The organism is Paenarthrobacter sp. NPDC091669, from assembly GCF_044756725.1.
GTDB classification, from domain to species: domain Bacteria; phylum Actinomycetota; class Actinomycetes; order Actinomycetales; family Micrococcaceae; genus Arthrobacter; species Arthrobacter bambusae_C.
This window is the reverse complement of sequence record NZ_JBIVTK010000016.1, coordinates 68,165-86,689: the sequence shown is the minus strand read 5'-3', so window position 1 is coordinate 86,689 and position 18,525 is coordinate 68,165. Positions and strand designations below refer to the sequence as shown.

The following is an 18,525-nucleotide window of genomic DNA, read 5'->3' as shown; positions in this document are numbered from 1 at the left end:
TATGACCGCTACGGAACAAGTCCAGGCTGCCAACGCGCCGGATGCTCCCGGCCACAAGCGGGACAAACGCAGGGCGGTCCGCCCGGCGGTCTACATCATGAAGAAGCTGCTGGCCCTGGTGCTGACGTTGTTCGTTGCCTCCGTGGCCGTGTTCTTCTCCCGTTTCCTGGTCCCAGGAGACCCGGCCCGCTTCCTGCTCAGGGGACGCAGCCCCAAACCCGAGGCACTGGAAGAGATCACCCGGCAGTTCGGACTGGATAAGCCGGCCTGGGAACAGTACCTGAACTGGCTCGGCGGCATCCTGCACGGGGACTGGGGCCGCTCACTGACCTACCGCCAGGACGTTTCCGACGTCTTGCTCGGACGCCTGCCCACCACCCTGCAACTCGTCGCCTTGGCCGCCGTTTTCATCACCGTCCTTGGCTTGTTCGCTGGAATCGTCGCCAGCCTGAACAAGGGTTTCAGTGACCGCTTCATCCTCATTACCCTCACTGCAGCCGGGGCTGTCCCGCCCTTCGTTGCAGCCATTGCCCTGGTAGCGCTCTTCTCCGTAGGCCTGGGCTGGTTCCCCTCCTTTGGAAGCGGCGACGGCGGATGGGACAGGATCTGGCACCTCACCCTCCCGGCGCTCGCCTTGGGCATCACCTACATCGCCATGGTGGCCAGGGTGACGCGGTCCTCCATGAACGAGCAACTGCTCCGCGAACACGTGGAGGTGGCAACCAGCCGTGGACTCACCCGTGGGTCCGTAGTGGCACGCCACGTCCTGCGCAACGCCATGGGACCCATCCTCACCGTCAGCGGCGTGCTGGTGGCCGGCCTCCTGGTCTCCAGCGCCATCATCGAGCGGACGTTCGGATTGTCCGGCATCGGCCAACTCCTGGTCCAGTCCATCGACAGGCTCGACTTCGGTGTTGTCCAAGCGATCGTCATGGTGGTGGTTGCGGCCTTCGTCCTGGTCAACACCGTGGTGGATCTTCTCCAACCCCTTATTGATCCGCGGATCGCGGCCGGAACGGAGTCCCGATGACGTTAGCCATCCAGCTGCCACAGGCGGGGCTTCGCCGTTACGGCAGCCTCCTGTCACCCATGGCGTGGGGCGCGCTCGCCGTTGCCGCCGCCGTCGTCCTTCTTTCGCTGTTCGCTCCGGTCCTGGCGCCTTACGATCCGGACTACGTAGACCTCAACAACGTCCTGGCCGGTCCCAGCGGGCAGCATCTGCTGGGTACGGACGCCTTGGGCCGCGACCTGCTGAGCCGGATCATGCACGGTGGCCGGACCTCGCTCCTGGGACCCACCATCGTGGTGATCGGATCCACTGTTCTGGGTCTGCTGCTTGGCCTGGTGGCCGGCTGGTCCGAAGGCTGGCTGGGCAAGATCCTGGGCCGTCTTTTCGATCTCCTCTTTGCTTTCCCTGCGCTGCTCATGGCCATGCTGGCCATCGCGTTGTTCGGTAAGGGGTTGTTCGCGCCAATTCTGGCCATGACCATCGCCTATGTTCCGTACGTTGCCCGGCTCGCGCAGTCCTTGGTGGTGGCAGAACGCAGCAGGCCGTACGTCCAGGCGTACCGGGTGCTCGGATTCCGGACGCCCTGGGTGGTGCTGGGACGGGTTCTCCCCAACCTCATTCCCACCGTTGGCGCCCAATCAACACTGAATTTCGGCTACGTGCTGGCAGACCTTGCGGCGCTCTCCTTCATTGGGCTCGGGGTTCAACCGCCCACCAGCGACTGGGGCGCCATGATCGAGGAATCCCGCGGCGCTTTGCTGGGCGGATACGTCCTGCCCGCCTTCTGGCCGGCTTTGGTGGTGGTCCTGGTGGTGGTGGCCGTCAACGTCATCGGCGAGGAAATCTCAGACCGCATCGGAGGAAAACTTTCATGAGCCAGCTCTTGCAGATCGAAAACTTTACGCTCGGTTTTCCGGGCAGGCCGCCGCTGCTGGACAGCGTTTCCCTGCACGTGGACGACGGCGAAGCGGTCGCCTTGGTGGGGGAGTCCGGCTCAGGCAAGTCGCTGACCACCCGGGCGGCGCTGGGGTTGTTTCCCGGCGGCGCACAGTCTTCCGGACTCGTGTCCGTGAAGGGCCTGGATACCCTGACTGCCAGCAAGCAACGGCTCAAGGAGCTGCGCCGCGGACATGCGTCGATGATCTTCCAGGACCCGCGGGCCGGCATCAACCCGGTCCGGACCGTGGGGGACTTCCTCACTGAAACCCTGCTTCGCTTTGACGGTCTTACCCGCGCCGAGGCCACCGAACGCGCCGTGAAGCAGCTGGAGCAAGTGGGGCTTCGGCGGGCCAAGGAACTCATGGACCAGCACCCGCACCAACTCTCCGGCGGCATGCTCCAGCGCGTCATGATTGCCGCGGCCCTCCTGAACTCGCCGGACCTGTTGCTGTGCGACGAGCCCACCACCGCCCTGGACGTCACCACCCAGGCCGGGATTGTGCGGCTCCTGCGTGACGAGCAGCAGTCCCGCGGGATGGGCATGCTGTTCATCACCCACGACCTCAACCTCGCCGCGAGCCTGTGTGAGCGGGTCTATGTTCTCCGGCGCGGGGAAGTAGTGGAACACGGACCAACCCGGACCGTGTTCATGACGCCGCAGCAGGACTACACCCGGCAGTTGGTGGAGGCAACTCCTGTCATAGAGGTGGGGTCTGGCTCGGCCTTGGCTGCGGCTCCCGGGCTTGAGCCGGCAGGGTCTGCCTTGCTGGAGATTACCGGGCTGTCCAAGACGTACCACCTGCCCCGCGGAGAAGTCATCACTGCCCTGGATAACGCCCACTTCAGCTTGCCGGAGGGCGGGTCCCTGGGCATCGTGGGCGAGTCGGGTTCCGGAAAATCCACGCTCGCCAGGCTGGTGCTGGCGCTGGAAACCGCCACAGCAGGCGAACTCACCCTTCGCGGCGTCACCAGGCCACACCGGCCCCTGAAGGCATCCGAACGGAAAGTGCTGGCCAAGGAAGTACAGATTGTTTTCCAGGATCCGTACCTGTCTTTGGATCCCCGGATCGCTGTTGGCAACGCTGTGGCCGATGTTTTCCGGCTGCACCAAAAGCAAGGACGCAAGGAATCCAAGGACAGTGCACGCGACCTCCTGGCAAGGGTGGGGATCGGGCCCGAACGGTTCGACGCCAAGCCCCGGGCCCTCTCGGGTGGACAGCGTCAACGCGTCGCCTTGGCCAAGGCCCTTGCTGCCCGCCCGCGCCTACTGGTGCTGGACGAGGCCACCAGTGCATTGGACGTCTCCGTCCAGGCCCAGGTGCTGGAACTCGTGGAGGAACTGCGGCACCAACTCGGACTGACCATCCTGTTCGTCACCCATGACCTGGCCGTGGTGTCACGCCTCTGTTCTGAGCTCATCGTGATGCATCAGGGACGGATCGTGGAGCAGGGACCCACAGCGCGAATCCTTGAGGACCCTGGAGATGAGTACACGCGGAACCTCATCGCCTCCCGTCCCCGGCCCTTGTGGGACGCCGAGCCGGTCATTGCCTGACCGGCTGGGAATACAACCATTGAAACAGGAGAACCTCCCGTGAAGACCACCGTTTTCGAACGGAATGTCCCGCAGACCGCCGTCGTATCCCATGCGCTGGAAGGTGCCGCCCACCGGCCCTTCTGGATCGACGACCTGAAGGACTCAGCAACTCATTATCCGCAGCTCGACGGCGACGCTGCCGCCGACCTCGTGATTATCGGCGGCGGATACACCGGCCTATGGACAGCTCTGCGCGCCAAGGAACGCGACCCCGGCCGCACGGTCATCCTGCTCGAAGCGGAGCAGGTGGCGTGGGCGGCTTCGGGCCGCAACGGCGGTTTCTGCGAAGCCAGCCTCACCCACGGCCATGAGAACGGCAAGAACCGCTGGCCCGAGGATCTTGAAACTTTGGACCGGCTGGGCATGGACAACCTGGACCGCATGCAGGAAGCCGTGGAGAAATACGGCATGGATTGCGATTGGGAGCGGACCGGTGAGCTCAACGTCGCCGTCGAACCGCACCAAGTGGTCTGGCTCCAGGAGGACGACAGCCCCGGCAGTGTCTTCCTGGACCAGGATGCCGTCCGGGCGGAGGTTAATTCCCCCACGTACTTGGCGGGGCGTTGGCACAAGGACTCCGTGGCGATGGTCCATCCGTACAAGCTCGGCCTTGAACTGGCGCGGGTGGCAACGGAGTTGGGCGTGGTCATCCATGAAGGCACCCGTGTGCGTGAACTGAAGGACCATGAGCTGGGCGTCACCGTCGTCACGGAACGGGGCAACGTAGAGGCCGGGTACGTGGTCCTTGGCACCAACGTGTTCCCGTCCCTGCTCAAGCGGAACCAGCTCATGACCGTGCCGGTGTACGACTACGCGCTCATGACCGAACCCCTTTCGGCAGAACAGCTGGAGTCCATCGGTTGGAGCAAACGCCAGGGAATCGGCGATGTTGCCAACCAGTTCCACTACTACCGCATCACCAAGGACCACAGGATTCTTTTTGGCGGGTACGATGCCCTCTACTTCTGGGGCCGTCGCGTGGACCAGCGGCACGAATACCAGCCGGAGACCTGGGAGAGGATCGCCTCCCACTTCTTCACCACGTTCCCGCAGTTGGAGGGGTTGAAGTTCACGCACAAGTGGGCTGGTCCCATCGATTCGAGCACGCAGTTCTGCGCGTTCTTCGGCACTGCCCGAAAGGGGCGGGTGGCGTACGCGGCTGGTTTCACCGGGCTGGGAGTCGGGGCCACAGCGTTTGCGGCGGACGTCCTCCTGGACCTGCTGGCCGGCCTCGACACCGAGCGTACCCGGGTGGAGATGGTCCGGAAACGGCCGCTTCCCTTCCCTCCTGAACCACTGGCCTCCCTGGGTATCAACCTGACCCGCTGGTCCATGGACAGGGCCGACCACAACCAAGGGAAACGGAACCTCATCCTCAAAGCGCTCGACGCCGTAGGGCTGGGCTTCGACTCCTGACCCATTTCGTTGAGGGGCCTGCCGTGCGTGTTTGGATCTCGTGTTGGCGCGTAGAGCGGGCCCCGCAACGCGCAGGGGTGGTTAGCGCTTGGGGGACGCTTTGCGTTGGGTAGAAGCGCTCGACGCCGGACGCTTGGCCTGCGTCGTTGGCGTACGGGGCGCGGGGCGCTTCACAGCAGGGCTCTTCGCTCCACTGGAGGGACGCGGCGTCGCAGCAGCGGCACGCTTGGATGGGGCGACCGGGCGCGAGGTCGCGGGTTTGCGGGGCGCCGGGGTCCGCTTGGCTGGAGTCGCAGGTCGTCGGGCGGGAGCAGCGGCACGCGATCCAAACGACGGCACCACCGCGCCGAGGAACAGCACCGCCAAGGTCCCTACCCCTGCCGCGGCAGCCAGGTAGAAGTAGATGTCGGAATCCTGGGTGCTGCCGGCACTGCCCAAGGCGTTGGCATCCTGGCTGAAGGCAATGCCCCACATCCTCAGGAACGCGATGCTGCAACCAATGAAGAGGCTGGTGCCCACGGCGCCCAGAAGGATCACGAAGTAGCGTCGCCGGCTGAAGACCTGCACGAGCGACGCCAGATAGCAGACCAGCACAGAGCCCAGGAACAGGTACAACACGAGTTCCTCGAGCACCACCGCGGCCAGCACCAACAGCCCGAGCGAGACGAACGCGGCCACCACCGCAAGCTTCCCGCTGTTCCCCATGTGACGCATGAGGTTAATCATCGCCGACCAAGTGGCCGCGCCACGCCGTCGTACATTGCAGTTGAATACCGTTGTGAGGCCCGCTCTGCGCCCTAAACACCAGTGGGAGCGTGCAGAACAGGCCCCACAACGGGCCGGCCAAAGCTACTTGATGACATATCCGTGCATGATGGTCATCACTGCGGCCACGCTCTGCTCGCGGGTCCGCTCCGGGTTGTACGTCTGGCGGTCGAGGCCCACTACGAAGATGGCGCCGAAGATCGCCGCCTCCAAGGACCCGCGGGCAATGGACTCGTTGACCTTGTACCCGGAAGCAACACTTTCCACTGCCGAACCAATCACGGCCAGAAGCTCACCGCGGAGTTCAGCGAACACGGCGCTCCACTCGCCGGGGGTACGCCAGTTTTCGCTGACCCACAGGCGGGCGAAGGAGGGGTAGTCGTCCATGAATTCCATGGCCTGGCCCACCATGTTGTTCATGGATTCCAGGGGGTCGCTGGCCTGTCCGCGAACGTCCTGGAGCCGGACCAGCATGATGTCCACACCGTGCCGAAGCAGCTGGGCAATCAGGTCCGATTTACTGCCGAAGTTGTAATAGACAGTCCCTTTGGACACCCCAGCCGCGGCCGCGATTTCGTCCACCGTGACCCCCGCGGCGCCGCGCTCGCCGATCAATTCCATGGAAGCCTCGAACAGGCGCTGCTTGGTGGCGTTGGTGCGGCCGGGGCGGAGCTTCTTTTCTGCAGGGCCGGTGGGGACGGGCTCGGTGGTGCTCATACTGCGATCTCCGGCTTCAGCGTCTTGAGGGTCCACACCTTGTGCTTGCGGACGGCGAGCGTGGACAACGCCATTCCCAGCAAAGTGTATCCAAGCAGGCCCAGGACGGTGGGCCAGATCATGCTGAGCTCACCTCCGTAGATCAAGTGCCGCATGCCGGTGACCACGTAGCCCATGGGCAGGACCTCGTGCACCACATGCAGCGGCATGGGGGTGGTTTGCCACGGGAACGTTCCGCCCGAGGACACCAACTGCAGGACCAGCAGGATCAGCACCACGAACTTGCCGGGTGTCCCCATCAGCGCCACGATGCCCTGGATGATCGCGCTGAAAGCCATCACCGCGGCCAACATGAACAGCCACATGCCGATGGGGTGGGCGGGGTTCAAGCCCAGGCCGAGGTTCACCACCAGAGTGAGGATGGTGGCCTGCAGCACCGAGACCACGAAGAACGGCAGCCAGCCTCCGACGGCGATTTTCCAGGCGGGGGCGTTCGACGCCAGGGCCCGCTGGGTGATGGGCCGCATGGCCTGGACCAGCATGAACACGCCGATCCACAGTGCCAGGGTCAGGAAGAACGGGGCGAGTCCGGCGCCGTAAGAGCCTGCCTTGGCCTGCGAGACGTTGTCCACCGCCACGGGATCAGCAATCACCTTGGACACGCTGTTCTTCTGCTCATCGTTCGGGTTGGGGATATCTCCCGCACCCTTGGCGAGCTCGGTGGCGAGGGTGTGTGAACCATCGGCTGCGGTCACTGCGCCGCTGGCAAGCTGTCCAGCGCCGTCGTCCAGTTGGCGGGCGCCGTCGTCGAGCTTGGCCGCGCCGTCCAGAGCGGTCTGCTGTCCTGCAGCCAGCGTGGCCGCGCCGGTGTTCAGCTGTCCGGCACCTGCGGCGGCTTTCGAAATCGCGTCGGTAAGTGTTGGCGTGGCGCCGGCGAGTTTGGCGGCCCCGGCGCTCACGGCAGCCGAGCCGTCAGAGAGTTGCTGGATCTTGGCAGCGTCGCCGGAAATCTTGGCCTTGGCGTCCGTCACGGGGCTCGATGCCGCGGCGGCGTCGAAGTCCGCCAGGACCTTGGCGGCCTGCTCCTGCGTCAGCACGCCGGCGGTAACCAGCCGTGCGTTGGACTCGACCACCCGGTTCCGGAGGCCTTTGTCTGCCGCTTCGAGCTGCCCGACGACGTCCTGGACTTTCGCGTTCAGCTCGGCGTTTCCGGCGGCTACCTGGGCGGCACCGTCGGCGAGTTTTTTGGAGTCCGCAGGCAGCGTGGCCGTCTTGTTCTTCAGTTCTGTGAGGCCTGAGCTCAACTGGCTGGCGCCGGTGTTGAGCTGGACCGCGCCGTCGCGCAGTTTGGTCTGTCCGGCCACGAGTTGGTCGGCGCCGGTCACCAGTTCGGTGGTGCCGCCGTGGAGTGTTGCGGCTCCGTCGCTCAGCTTTCCCACACCCGTGGCAAGTTCGGAGGCTCCGTCTGCGGCTTTGACGATGGACGCGTGGATGGTCCCGAAGCCTGTGAGGAGCTGGTTTGCCGTTTCCTCGCCCACCTCCTTGGCCACCGTGGAATGAACCGCTGTGGTGAGCTTGTCCACGATGGTGCTCAACAGGTAGTTGTTGGCGTCGTTGGTGGTGACGTGCAGCATGGCCTGGTTGGCGGCGTCGAAGCTGCCGGGCGAGACCAGGTTGGCGGAGAAGTCCTTGGGGATGCGCAGCGCGAAGGCGTACTCACCCGTGCGAACACCGGCGTCTGCGTCCTCGGCGCTGGAGACCGGCTTCCAGTTGAAAACGTGTCCCTCCACCAGGCTGTCGGCCACTTTTCGTCCCGCCTGCAGCTCGGTGCCGTCCGACGACGTTGCTCCCGTGTCCTCCACCACCAGCGCGGCGTCGATCTGGTTCAGGTTGCCGTACGGATCCCAGTTCGCATAGAGATACACGGCGCCGTACAGCAACGGAACCATGGTCAGGGCGAGGATGGTCAGCTTGGGCAGTAGCCCGCCGGTCATGCGCTTGAGTTCGGAGCGGGCGAGCCGCAGAACAGTCACTTTGCAGTCCTTTGGAGGTTTTCGGATTCGGGGTCAGCGGCTGCCTGGGGCGCCGCTGGAGTTTGGAGCGTTTCCGGCTCTTCAGCCACCGGCTCGGCAGCATGTTTGGCTTTGGGTTCGACGGCGGCAGCCGGCTTGGGTCGGGCTGGTTCGACGGCGGCAGCCGGCTTGGGTTCGGAGTGCGCGGCATCCGCCTCCGGTTCGGGCGGATGCATCACGGAGTTGCCGATCACCGCGGCGGGTCCGGTCCAGTTGTCCGGAAGGGCACCGACGACGGCGACGACGGCAAGTGGCCGCCCGGCGTCGGACGCCAAAGCCTGAAGCCTGGGCAACCACGCTGCGGGATCTGCGCTGTGGCGATCGGGGGAGTCCACCACGAGGAGGTCCGTGGCCGGATCTGCGAGGGCGAGTGCGGTCAGGAGTTCGAGCCGGCGGACGGCGGGAATTTGTTCGATCCAGAGTCCCGCGATGTCCTCGAAGCTGTTGACCTTCAGCCACGGCTTGCTCAACAACGCGCCACGGTAGCGGCGGGGGATGAGGGAGAGGTCTTCGGTGACCAGGTCACGGACGCTGAGGTGCTGCTCGGGTTCGTTGACGCCGGGGGAGTCCACCAGGGCACTGGCAAGCCGGATCTTCTTGGTTTTGGTGGTGGTGTCCCAGCTGAGGACGCCGTTGCTGGGCTTCATTCGGCCGCTCAGGGCCAAGGCCAAAGCGGTCCGCTGGTCCTGGCCCTCTCCGGCAACGAGCAGAAGTTCGCCGCGGCGGACCTGAAGTGACGTTGCCGGCAGGAGATCGTCCCGGCGGCCGTTGATCTGGAGTTGCTGTACGGACAGCACAATGAAGCCTTTCGCAGAAATGGTGTCTGCTGAAAGTCTAACTAAACTGACTGGTCAGTTCAAATAGAGATTAGAGTCCGTACTTCTCCAGAAGCCGCAGCCATACTTCGCTGATCGTCGGATATGAAGGAACGGCGTGCCACAGACGGTCCAGCTTCACTTCACCCACGATCGCAATGGTTGCTGAGTGCAGCAGCTCTGCAACGCCGGGGCCCACGAAGGTGGCGCCGACAATCACCTGCCGATCCTCATCCACCACGATCTGGGCCCAGCCCTTGTAATCGGGGGAGTGCAGTTGGGAGCCGGAAACGTTGATGGGGAGTTCCACACCGGTGACATTCTTTCCCTGCAATAAGGCCTGCTCCAGGCTCGGCCCCACGGAGGCCACCTCGGGGTCGGTGAACACCACGCTCGGGACGGCGTGATCATTGGCAGTATGGGCCCACGGGCTCCACGGTTTCGGTGTGCCCTGGAGCTTGCCATTGGCCCTTGCTACGATCGCGTCGCCGGTGGCGCGGGCCTCGTACTTGCCCTGGTGGGTCAGGAGGACTTTTCCCGCTGCATCCCCCGCGGCATACAGCCAGAGCCCGCTCGTGCCGTCGCTGGCCGGGCCTTCAACCAGGCCGCTGGCATCGGTCGCGAGGCGGAGCGGCTTGCCGTTCTGCGCCTCGACGCCAACAGTCTCCAAGCCCAGATTGGCCAAGGCGGGGTGCCGGCCTGAGGCCACCAAAAGTTTGTCAGCGGTGACAGTTTTGCCGTCGAACGCGACTGTCACTGTGCCGTCGTCGTTCTTCCCCACCTTCTGGACATCGGTGTGAACGTGGACGGTGACGCCGTCGGCGCGGAGTCCGGCCAGGACCAGAGTGGCCGCCTCTTCCGGATAGCTGCTGAGCAGTCGGCCGCGGGCAATCAGGGTCACATCCGAGCCGAGCCGGGCGAATGCCTGCGCCATCTCCACGCCCGCCACACCCCCGCCGAGCACGGTGAAGCGCCTGGGGATTTCCTTGGCTGCTGTGGCTCCGCGGGTGGTCCAGAAGGGGGCATCCTTCAAGCCCTCGATGTCCGGGATGGTGGGGGTGGAGCCGGTCGCGACCACCACGGCATGGTGCGCCTTTAGTGCATAACTGTTGCCATCGAGGCCATCCACCTGAACCTCGCGCGGGCCTGTGATGCGGCCGCGTCCACGGATGAGCTCGATGCCCGCGCTGTCCAGCCAGTCAACCTGGCTGCCGTCCTGCCAGTTGTTGGTGAACCAATCCCTGTTCTTCAGCGCAGCCTGGGCGTCGACCACTCCGGTAACAGCCTCGCTCGCGCCGGGCACCACCTGTGCGGCGTGGAGCACGCTCCCCGGACGGAGAAGCGCCTTGGAGGGGATGCATGCCCAGTATGAGCATTCACCGCCCACTAGTTCGCTCTCGATAATCACCGCCGTCAGGCCGCCGCGAACCACCCGTTCCGCCACGTTTTCCCCTACGGCGCCGGCGCCGATCACGATTACATCGAATTCCCGGGAGGTCTCGGCAGTCATGGGAGAAGCCTACAACCGGCGCCCGTGCGTTGTGAGGCCTGCTCTGCGCGCCTGGGGTGGGTTTTGGTGCGCAGAGCAGGCCCCGCAACGCAGGGTGCGTCCAAATATTGGGATCTGTATCTCAAAATATGGATCATGCATCTAGGCTGCTGTGCATGGAAGAAGATCTGAGGCCTTTTGTCGACTGGAGTTGGTGCGCGGGCAACCCCGGGAAATTCGTTCTTGCAGATTGCCGCTGGTATCTGGACGGATCTTCGGGGAAGGATGCCTTCGGGAGCGGCCATCTTCCTGGTGCTGTATTCATTGACCTGGACCAGTGGTTGTCCGGCCCCGCATCCCCGGAAGCAGGGAGGAACCCGCTGCCCGATCCCGAAGTGTTCGCCGAAGGCATGCGGCAAGCAGGGTTCAACGACTCGGACACGGTGATCGCCTACGACGACGCAGGTGGAGTCATCGCGGCCAGACTCGTGTGGATGCTCCGGTCTACGGGACACAACGCGGCGATACTCGACGGCGGCATGGCCGCTTACCAAGGTGAACTCACCAGGGATTACTCACCAGGCACCCGGGGGAGATTCTCGGCCCAGGCCTGGCCTGCGCATCTACTGGCGGATATCTCCGAAGCCTCGTCTGCCGCGTACCTGAGAGTGGACGCGAGGAACCGTGACCGCTTCGAAGGACTTCAGGATCCTGTTGATCCCCGCCCTGGGCACATACCCGGGGCCGTAAATGTGCCGTGCCGCGAGAACCTCGACTCAACGGGACACCTGATCCCGGAAGTGCAGGTTCGAACGAACTTCGAGCATGCCGGCGTCCTGTCCGCGGGGACCGCTGTCTCCTACTGCGGTTCCGGAGTGACGGCCTGCCACAACCTGCTGGCTATGGAGCATGTGGGTATGGGCCAAGGCAAGCTGTTCGTTGGCGGGTGGTCGCAGTACTCCCGGGCGCAGGAAATGCCAGTGGCTACTGTCTCACCGGAGCTGTGAGGCCTGCTTTGCGGGTCTGGCGTGAATTTTGGGGCGCAGAGCGGGCCTCGCAACGCGACAACTACGCGTGCATCGCACCCTTGAACCATCCCGTGATGCTGGCCGGGTGCGTAATGGCGGTGCCGACCACCACGGCGAACGCTCCAGCGTCGAGGGCTTGCCGTGCGTGCGCAGGGGTATGGATCCGGCCTTCCGCAATGAGGGGCTTGCCCAACTCAGCGAAAGCGATCTGCTCCAAGAGCTCCAGGTCCGGGCCGTCTGTCTTGGGGCGCTCGCCGGTGTAACCGGATAACGTGGTGCCGATCAGGTCAGCACCCGCCTCGACGGCGGCAACGGCGTCGTCGAAGGACCCGCAATCTGCCATGACCAAGGCCTGGGATTCCGCGTGTATGCCGGCCACCGTGTCTGACAGGGAAAGCCCATCCGGGCGGGCCCTGCGCGTTCCGTCAATCGCCACAACGTGCGCTCCGGCATTCGCCACAGCCAAGGCATGACGCAGTGTGGGAGTAATGAACACGCCGTGGTGCCCGTCCTTCCAGAGGCCAATGACAGGAACCTCGACGGCGGCACGCGTGAACTGCACGTCGGCCGAGCCTTGGACGCGGATCGCCGCAGCGCCTCCGATGACGGCCGAGGCCGCCACCTGGGCGGTGGTCCGGGGATCGCGCATGGGTTCGCCGGGGTAGGCCTGGCACGAGACGATGAGTTGGGAGCGGAGGGCCTCGAGGCCTTCGGGTGTGAGAATCATGATGTCTCCCTTTACTTACGGACTACTTAAGGACGAGTTTCGCGGCGCCAACAATGGCCGCTGTGTTGCCCAGCGTTGCCCGCAGGACAGGGATGGAAACCAAGGGAACCAGGAGTTCTTGTCGGAGCGCAGTTTCCATGGGCTTCCACCACGGTTCACCGGCATCGGCAAGGCCACCGGAGATCACCACGGTTTCTGGATCAAGGATGTTGATAAGCCCGCCCACAGCCTGTCCAGCAGCGGCCGCGCCAATGTCGATAGCACGCAAAGCTGCGGCGCGGCTGTCCGCAGAGCCTGCGGCAGCACCGCCGTCGTGAGCTTCAGTAGCGGCAAGACCGAACACGCCCCGGGTGTCCGCTGCGTCCAAGGCAGAACCGCCAAAGCGTAGAAACGCTTCATAGAGTGCGGGCCCGGAAGCCACAGCCTCAACATGCCCGGAACCACCGCATACGCATGGCAGCGGAACGCCGTCAGAGTAGGCGTAGGGAGAAGCGAAATGCCCCACGTGCCCACCCACAAAACGGTGACCCACTGCAGGAACGCCGTTCAGCACAAAACTCCCGCCAACTCCCGTTCCGAAGGCCACCGTGAGTGAACTCGATGACCCGGCGGCTGCGCCAAGCCACGCTTCTCCGAGCGCGTGTGCGTGGACGTCGTTGACGGCACGGACGGCCGAAGCAGGAAGCGAAAGACGCACGGCAAGCCCGGCCACAAGAGAGGTCCCGGCCCAGCCATGAATCGCGTCCGTCGCAGACACCACGGTCCCGGAAGAAGCGTCAATCACCCCGGCGGAGCCGATGCCGACGCCGGAAACTTTCATTCCTGCGTCGGCAGCGCGCTCCACCAGGCCCGCGATCAGCGCAGCGGTGGCGTCGAGGATGGCTTCGCCGCCGGCCCTGTTCAACGTCGGAATGGTCTCCGACATCAACACTTCGCCAGAAAGGTCAACAACCCCGGCGGCGGTTTTGGTTCCGCCGAGGTCAACGCCGATCACGTGGTTCATGGAAGCGGTCATGGAAAACCTAGACCAGCCCGTTCCGCTCCAAAATTGAACGAATGAGAGCAGTCTCGGAGTCGTTCAAGGAAAGCATGGGCTGGCTCATGGTGTTGGACTCGATAACGCCCATCACCTGCAGCGCGGTCTTGAAAGCGCCAAGACCGGCGGCACCGCCGGAAACACGGCCGTTAGGGGTGTAGACGATCTCGAAGACGTCGGCCAGGCGGTCCTGCTCCCTTGCCGCGAGAGCCCAGTCACCGGACTGGGCGGCGTCGAACAGGCGGCGGTAGCCTGCTGGATCAACATTGCCGAGGCCCGGAACAACGCCCTGAGCGCCGCCGAGGAGAGCGCCGTCCACCACAACTTCGTGCCCCGTGAAGATGTCGAAGTTGGGAATGTCCTTGGCTGCCAGGAGCAATTGGCGGAAGGAGACGTCATCGCCGGAGGAGTCCTTGACGCCGGCAATGACGCCATCGCGGCCGAGACGGACCAGCAGGTCGGTGGGCAGCTTGAAGTGCGTGCGGACCGGAACGTCGTAGGCGAAGATCGGCTTTTCGATGGCCGCGTGGATGCTGCGGAAGTGCGTTTCTGTCTCCGCTGCGTTGCCGATTGCGTAGTACATGGAGGTGACCACGATCGCGTCGGCACCAAGGTCGATCACCTTGCGGGCTTCCTCGATGACGCGGTTGGTGGTTTGCTCGTTGGCACCCACGATCAGCGGAACTGCACCGGCGTTGGCATCGGCGATCGTGGAGACCACCAGCTCACGCTCGTCGTTGGTCAGGTAGGGGACTTCGCCGGAGGAGCCCAAGACGAAAAGCCCTGACACTCCACCATCGATCAGGTGCTTGGTGACGTTCTTCAGCGACGCGGTGTCGATGCTGCCGTCGGCGTGGCGGGGGGTGATGACCGGGGGGATGACGCCCTGGAACTGAGTGGACACAGAATTCTCCGTTGTTTGTAGCGTGTGAAGGGAAAAACTAGATGTGGAGCAGGCTCGGGGCGGCGCCCAGCAGCTTCTTGGTGTAGTCGTTGCTCGGGTCGTCGAAGACCTGCGCGGCGGAGCCTTGCTCGACGATCTTGCCGAAGTACATGACGCAGATGCGGTCCGAGACATAGCGGACGGTCTGGATGTCGTGCGAGATGAAAACCATGCCCAGGTTCAGCTGCTTCTTCAGGTCGGACAGCAGGTTCAGGACCTGCGCCCGGACGGAAACGTCCAGGGCCGACGTCGGCTCGTCCGCCACGATGATGTCCGGGTCCAACGCCAGCGCCCGGGCGATCGCCACGCGCTGGCGTTGACCCCCGGAAACTTGCGACGGCGTCACCTCGGCTGCCGATTCCGGCAAGCCAACCAGCGCCAACAGTTCCTTGACCTTTGCAGCGCGGGAGGCGGCGTTGCCGATGCCGTGGATCTGCAGCGGATCGGTGAGGATGTCCTGGATGGTCATGCGCGGGTTCAGGGCCGTTGCCGGGTCCTGGAAGACCACGGAGACGGACCGGCCAAACTGCTTGCGCATCGAGGCGTTCCGCTTGATGGCCGGTTTTCCGTGGAACAAAACCTGGCCCGACGTCGGCGGTTGAAGTCCCACAAGCACTGACGCGAGCGTGGACTTGCCGCAGCCGGACTCGCCAACGATGCCCACGGTTTCGCCGCGGCTGATGGTGAAGTCCACGCCGTCCACGGCTTTGACGATGTTCGGACGGAACAGTCCGCCGGTCCGTGCATGGTGGTAAACCTTGACGTCCTTGAGTTCGATGACGGGCTTCCCGGTGGATTCACTCATTTCGCGTCCTCCTTCAAGTGGCTCGCCCAGTAGTGGTCGGCATCGCCGCCGTTGGCCGCGTCAACCGAAGAAACAGCGGTGAGGACCAGCGTCTGGTGGGGGTCGGCGTCGGGCCTCAGTGAGCGGGCAGCGAAGCGGTCTCCCGTGGCGAAGTCCCGCGGTGACGGAACCGTGCCGGGAATCTGGTGCAGGCGGACTGCATCGGCCTCTATGGAGAGGACAGCACCCAGCAGGCCCCGGGTGTACTCGTGCTTGGGGTTCTGCAGAAGCTCTGAAGCTTGTGCGGATTCCACCACCTGACCGGCGTACATCACGGTAATGCGGTGGGCGAGGGAGGCCACCAATGCGAGGTCGTGGCTGACGAACACCATAGCGAAGCCGAGCTGTTCCCGTAGTTCGTTGAGGAGGTCCACAACCTGTTTCTGGACAGTGACGTCCAGGGCAGTGGTGGGCTCATCAGCAACAACGATCTTCGGTGAACGGGACAACGCCATGGCAATCAGCACGCGCTGGCGCTGCCCGCCGGAGAGCTCGTGCGGGTAGCTGGCGAGGGTCCGGACGGGATCCAGTTTCACCATCTCCAGCAGCTCGGCGGGAGTCTTGCGGCCGCCGCGTTTGGTCAGCTGCTCCAGCTGGTCCTTGATCTTCATGGACGGGTTCAGCGAGCTCAACGCGTCCTGGTAGACCATGGCGATCTGCTCACCGCGAAGGCCCTCGTAGGCCTTGGGATTGCTGTGTTTGGTGTCGGAGTCCAAAAGTTCCTTGCCGTCGAACATGATGGAACCGGTGACCTGGGCGGTCTTGGGCAGGAGCCCCATCACAGCAAGTGAGGTGATCGACTTACCGCAACCGGATTCACCTACCAAGCCCATGGTTTCGCCTTCCCGGACGGTGAAAGAGACGTTGTCCACGATCGCGATGTCGCCGAAGCGGCCTGGGAAACGGATGGACAGGTTCTTCACTTCCAGGACATTGCGGGCTCCCGGGGAGACCTGCGGGAGCCGGTCGGTGCGCTTCGCCTCGATGGCTGCAAGCAGTTCCAATTCGCGGTCCAGAAGGAGGTGCGGGTTTGCCGCGGCCAACTTGACGTCGGTGAGGACAGTTGCCGTACCCGCATCAGAAGTGACGCCCTCACCGGAAGCCGCACGAACGCCGTCGAGCTCGTGTTGCTCAACCACGGAGGGCTGGGCCACGGACGTAGCAACTTCGGTGTCCACGGCGACGACTGCCGCAGAGCCGTCGTCGTCCTTCACCACCGGCGCGCGCCGGAGCTTCGGGTTGACCATGGCGTCGGTGAGGCCCTCGGCCAGGATGTTCAGGGACAACACGGTCAGCAGGATGGTCAAACCCGCGAAGGTGGTCGCCCACCAACCGCCGGAAAGGACCAGGTTGCGGCCGTAGGAAATCACGTTGCCCCATGACGGTGCGGGGTCCTGGACGCCTGCGCCCAGGAAGGAGAGCGAGGCTTCGAGGATGATGGCGTCAGCCACCATGACCGTGGCGAACACCAGCACGGGAGCTGCGGTGTTGCGGACGATGTGCTTGACCAGGATGTAAAAGCGTCCGGCGCCGATCACGCGTTCAGCACGGACGTAGTCTTCGCCGTACTGTGCCAGCACGTTGGCGCGGACTACGCGGGCAAGCTGCGGTGTGTAGATGATGGCGATGGCAATGATGATGGTGGGAACCGAATTGCCGAACGCGGCCAGCAATACAGCCGCGAGGGCGATACCGGGGAACGCCATGAGGATGTCCATGAGCCGCATGATGATCTCATTGACGGACTTGCTGGACGTCGCGGCGAAGGCACCAAGGAGCGCTCCGGCCAGGATGGCCAAAGCGACCGCGCCAAGACCGATCATCAGCGAAGACTGCGCGCCGAACAGGAGGCGGGAGAAAATATCGCGGCCAAGGCGGTCCGTGCCGAAGAAGTGTTCAGCCCCTGGCGGGGTGGCTGGAATGAAAGTCTCCAGCGGATCATGCGGTGCCAGGACCGGTGCGAAGATGGCCGCGAGGACAATCATGATGAGGAAGAGCAGGGCGGTGCGGGAGCCCCAGGGCAGGGCCTTGAAGCGGATGCCCGGGGCACTTAGCCGTTCTGCGAGCTTGCTGCGCATGAGCTATACCGTCCTGATTCGGGGATTGATGAGCAGGTAGAGAAGGTCCACCACGATGTTCACCAGAACGAAGGTGACCGAGATGGTGAGCACCACGCCCTGGACCAGGTTGACGTCCAGGTTGGTGATGCCGTTGAGGATCAGTTGGCCCATGCCGGGCAGGGCGAAAATCATTTCAATCACGACGGCGCCGCCCAGCAGGTAGCCAACGCGAAGTCCCAGCACGGTCACCGGGGTGACGAGGGCGTTGCGGAGGACGTTCTTGGAGACCACCTCGCGGTAGGGGACGCCGTTGCCGATGGCAGTGCGTACGTAATCGCGGTCCAGTTCTTCCACCATGGAGGTGCGGACCACACGGATCAGGGACGCAGACACAGGGATGCCGAGTGCCAAGGCCGGGAGGGCCATGGAGTTGAGCCAACCGCCGAAGCCGGACTCCGGCGTCGCTATTCCGCCTGAGGGGAACATGGGGTTGGCGCCCAGCGCGAACCACTGGATGAGCAGGATGCCCAGCCAGAACGACGGCGTAGCGATCGCTGCTATGGAGAAGACGCGGACCAGCTGGTCCTGCCACTTATCGCGATGGAGGGCGCCGAGGATGCCGAACGCGAGTGAAAGCACGATCGCGATAAGGACACCCAGGAAGGTGAGCTGCAGGGTCAGCGGGAACGCCGAGCCGATCATGGATGCCACCGATTTTGCCGGCGGGGTGGTGACCCCGAGGTCGAACTGCAGAAGCTTGCCGAGGAATCGGAAGTACTGCAGGACCAAGGGATCGTTCAGGCCATTCTCCTGGCGGTACTGCTGCTTCGCTTCTTCACTGGCGCCATCGCCGAGGGCCGAGCTGGCCTGGTCGCCGGGAGCGGCCTGCAGGACGAGGAAGACGAGCAACGTGATGCCCAGGATCATCAATGGCAATGCTGCAAGTCTGCGACCAAGCAAACGCAATATCGTGACCAATTTGTTCTCCGGTTGGTTGGGGTGGTGCTGGTTGTGGGGCCCACTCTGCGGGCTATTTGGGGGATTCAGGCCGCAGAGCGGGCCTCACAA

The 18,525-nt window shown here is 64.2% G+C and carries 16 protein-coding genes; 5 read left to right on the top strand and 11 right to left on the bottom strand.

Features of this window, described 5'->3' with window-relative positions:
• Window position 1 precedes the first annotated feature (1 nt).
• From ACIQLI_RS21245 to ACIQLI_RS21230, 4 genes are read left to right on the top strand one after another with little or no spacing between them, the layout of a single operon-like run.
• Window positions 2-1,030 (top strand): ABC transporter permease, encoded by a 1,029-nt coding sequence (locus ACIQLI_RS21245; protein WP_400392153.1) that lies wholly within the window; start codon window positions 2-4, stop codon window positions 1,028-1,030.
• The gene (locus ACIQLI_RS21240) at window positions 1,027-1,884 is read left to right on the top strand and encodes an ABC transporter permease (RefSeq protein WP_400392150.1); all 858 of its coding nucleotides are present in this window, start codon (window positions 1,027-1,029) and stop codon (window positions 1,882-1,884) included. Before ACIQLI_RS21245 ends, ACIQLI_RS21240 begins: the two co-directional genes overlap by 4 nt.
• Window positions 1,881-3,503: a dipeptide ABC transporter ATP-binding protein gene (locus tag ACIQLI_RS21235; RefSeq protein WP_400392147.1), complete on the top strand. Its 1,623-nt coding sequence runs from the start codon at window positions 1,881-1,883 to the stop codon at window positions 3,501-3,503. Before ACIQLI_RS21240 ends, ACIQLI_RS21235 begins: the two co-directional genes overlap by 4 nt.
• Before the next feature lie 39 nt (window positions 3,504-3,542).
• Window positions 3,543-4,961, top strand: coding sequence for an NAD(P)/FAD-dependent oxidoreductase (locus ACIQLI_RS21230; protein ID WP_400392144.1), 1,419 nt, complete (start codon window positions 3,543-3,545; stop codon window positions 4,959-4,961).
• 81 nt (window positions 4,962-5,042) lie between these two features.
• On the opposite strand, the gene ACIQLI_RS21225 is transcribed toward ACIQLI_RS21230, so the two are convergent.
• The 5 genes from ACIQLI_RS21225 to ACIQLI_RS21205 form a co-directional block, all read right to left on the bottom strand.
• A complete protein-coding gene (locus ACIQLI_RS21225; protein WP_400392141.1) occupies window positions 5,043-5,666 on the bottom strand; it encodes a hypothetical protein in 624 nt (207 codons plus the stop codon).
• 144 nt (window positions 5,667-5,810) lie between these two features.
• A complete protein-coding gene (locus ACIQLI_RS21220; RefSeq protein WP_354232706.1) occupies window positions 5,811-6,443 on the bottom strand; it encodes a TetR/AcrR family transcriptional regulator in 633 nt (210 codons plus the stop codon).
• Window positions 6,440-8,476: a YhgE/Pip family protein gene (locus ACIQLI_RS21215; protein WP_400392137.1), complete on the bottom strand. Its 2,037-nt coding sequence runs from the start codon at window positions 8,474-8,476 to the stop codon at window positions 6,440-6,442. Before ACIQLI_RS21215 ends, ACIQLI_RS21220 begins: the two co-directional genes overlap by 4 nt.
• A complete protein-coding gene (locus ACIQLI_RS21210; protein ID WP_400392134.1) occupies window positions 8,473-9,312 on the bottom strand; it encodes an ABC transporter ATP-binding protein in 840 nt (279 codons plus the stop codon). Before ACIQLI_RS21210 ends, ACIQLI_RS21215 begins: the two co-directional genes overlap by 4 nt.
• A gap of 70 nt (window positions 9,313-9,382) precedes the next feature.
• Window positions 9,383-10,840 carry a dihydrolipoyl dehydrogenase family protein gene (locus ACIQLI_RS21205; protein ID WP_400392131.1) on the bottom strand — a complete coding sequence of 486 codons (1,458 nt, stop codon included), beginning with the start codon at window positions 10,838-10,840 and terminating at the stop codon, window positions 9,383-9,385.
• Between the two features lie 155 nt (window positions 10,841-10,995).
• Between ACIQLI_RS21205 and ACIQLI_RS21200 the strand changes: the two genes are divergently transcribed.
• On the top strand, window positions 10,996-11,826 hold the full coding sequence (locus tag ACIQLI_RS21200) for a sulfurtransferase (RefSeq protein ID WP_400392128.1): 831 nt from the start codon (window positions 10,996-10,998) through the stop codon (window positions 11,824-11,826).
• A 61-nt stretch (window positions 11,827-11,887) separates the two neighbouring features.
• On the opposite strand, the gene ACIQLI_RS21195 is transcribed toward ACIQLI_RS21200, so the two are convergent.
• Genes ACIQLI_RS21195 through ACIQLI_RS21170 form a run of 6 tightly spaced genes read right to left on the bottom strand, consistent with a single transcriptional unit; the run spans window position 11,888 to window position 18,435 of the window.
• On the bottom strand, window positions 11,888-12,574 hold the full coding sequence (locus tag ACIQLI_RS21195; protein WP_354516750.1) for an N-acetylmannosamine-6-phosphate 2-epimerase: 687 nt from the start codon (window positions 12,572-12,574) through the stop codon (window positions 11,888-11,890).
• Between the two features lie 22 nt (window positions 12,575-12,596).
• Window positions 12,597-13,577, bottom strand: a complete 981-nt coding sequence (locus tag ACIQLI_RS21190; protein ID WP_400392224.1) for an ROK family protein — start codon at window positions 13,575-13,577, stop codon at window positions 12,597-12,599.
• Window positions 13,578-13,596: 19 nt separating this feature from the next.
• Window positions 13,597-14,514: a dihydrodipicolinate synthase family protein gene (locus tag ACIQLI_RS21185; protein ID WP_400392125.1), complete on the bottom strand. Its 918-nt coding sequence runs from the start codon at window positions 14,512-14,514 to the stop codon at window positions 13,597-13,599.
• A 37-nt stretch (window positions 14,515-14,551) separates the two neighbouring features.
• Window positions 14,552-15,358 (bottom strand): ABC transporter ATP-binding protein, encoded by an 807-nt coding sequence (locus tag ACIQLI_RS21180; protein ID WP_400392122.1) that lies wholly within the window; start codon window positions 15,356-15,358, stop codon window positions 14,552-14,554.
• Window positions 15,355-17,475 (bottom strand): dipeptide/oligopeptide/nickel ABC transporter permease/ATP-binding protein, encoded by a 2,121-nt coding sequence (locus ACIQLI_RS21175; protein WP_400392119.1) that lies wholly within the window; start codon window positions 17,473-17,475, stop codon window positions 15,355-15,357. Before ACIQLI_RS21175 ends, ACIQLI_RS21180 begins: the two co-directional genes overlap by 4 nt.
• Before the next feature lie 3 nt (window positions 17,476-17,478).
• Window positions 17,479-18,435, bottom strand: a complete 957-nt coding sequence (locus ACIQLI_RS21170; protein WP_354516758.1) for an ABC transporter permease — start codon at window positions 18,433-18,435, stop codon at window positions 17,479-17,481.
• Window positions 18,436-18,525 lie beyond the last annotated feature (90 nt).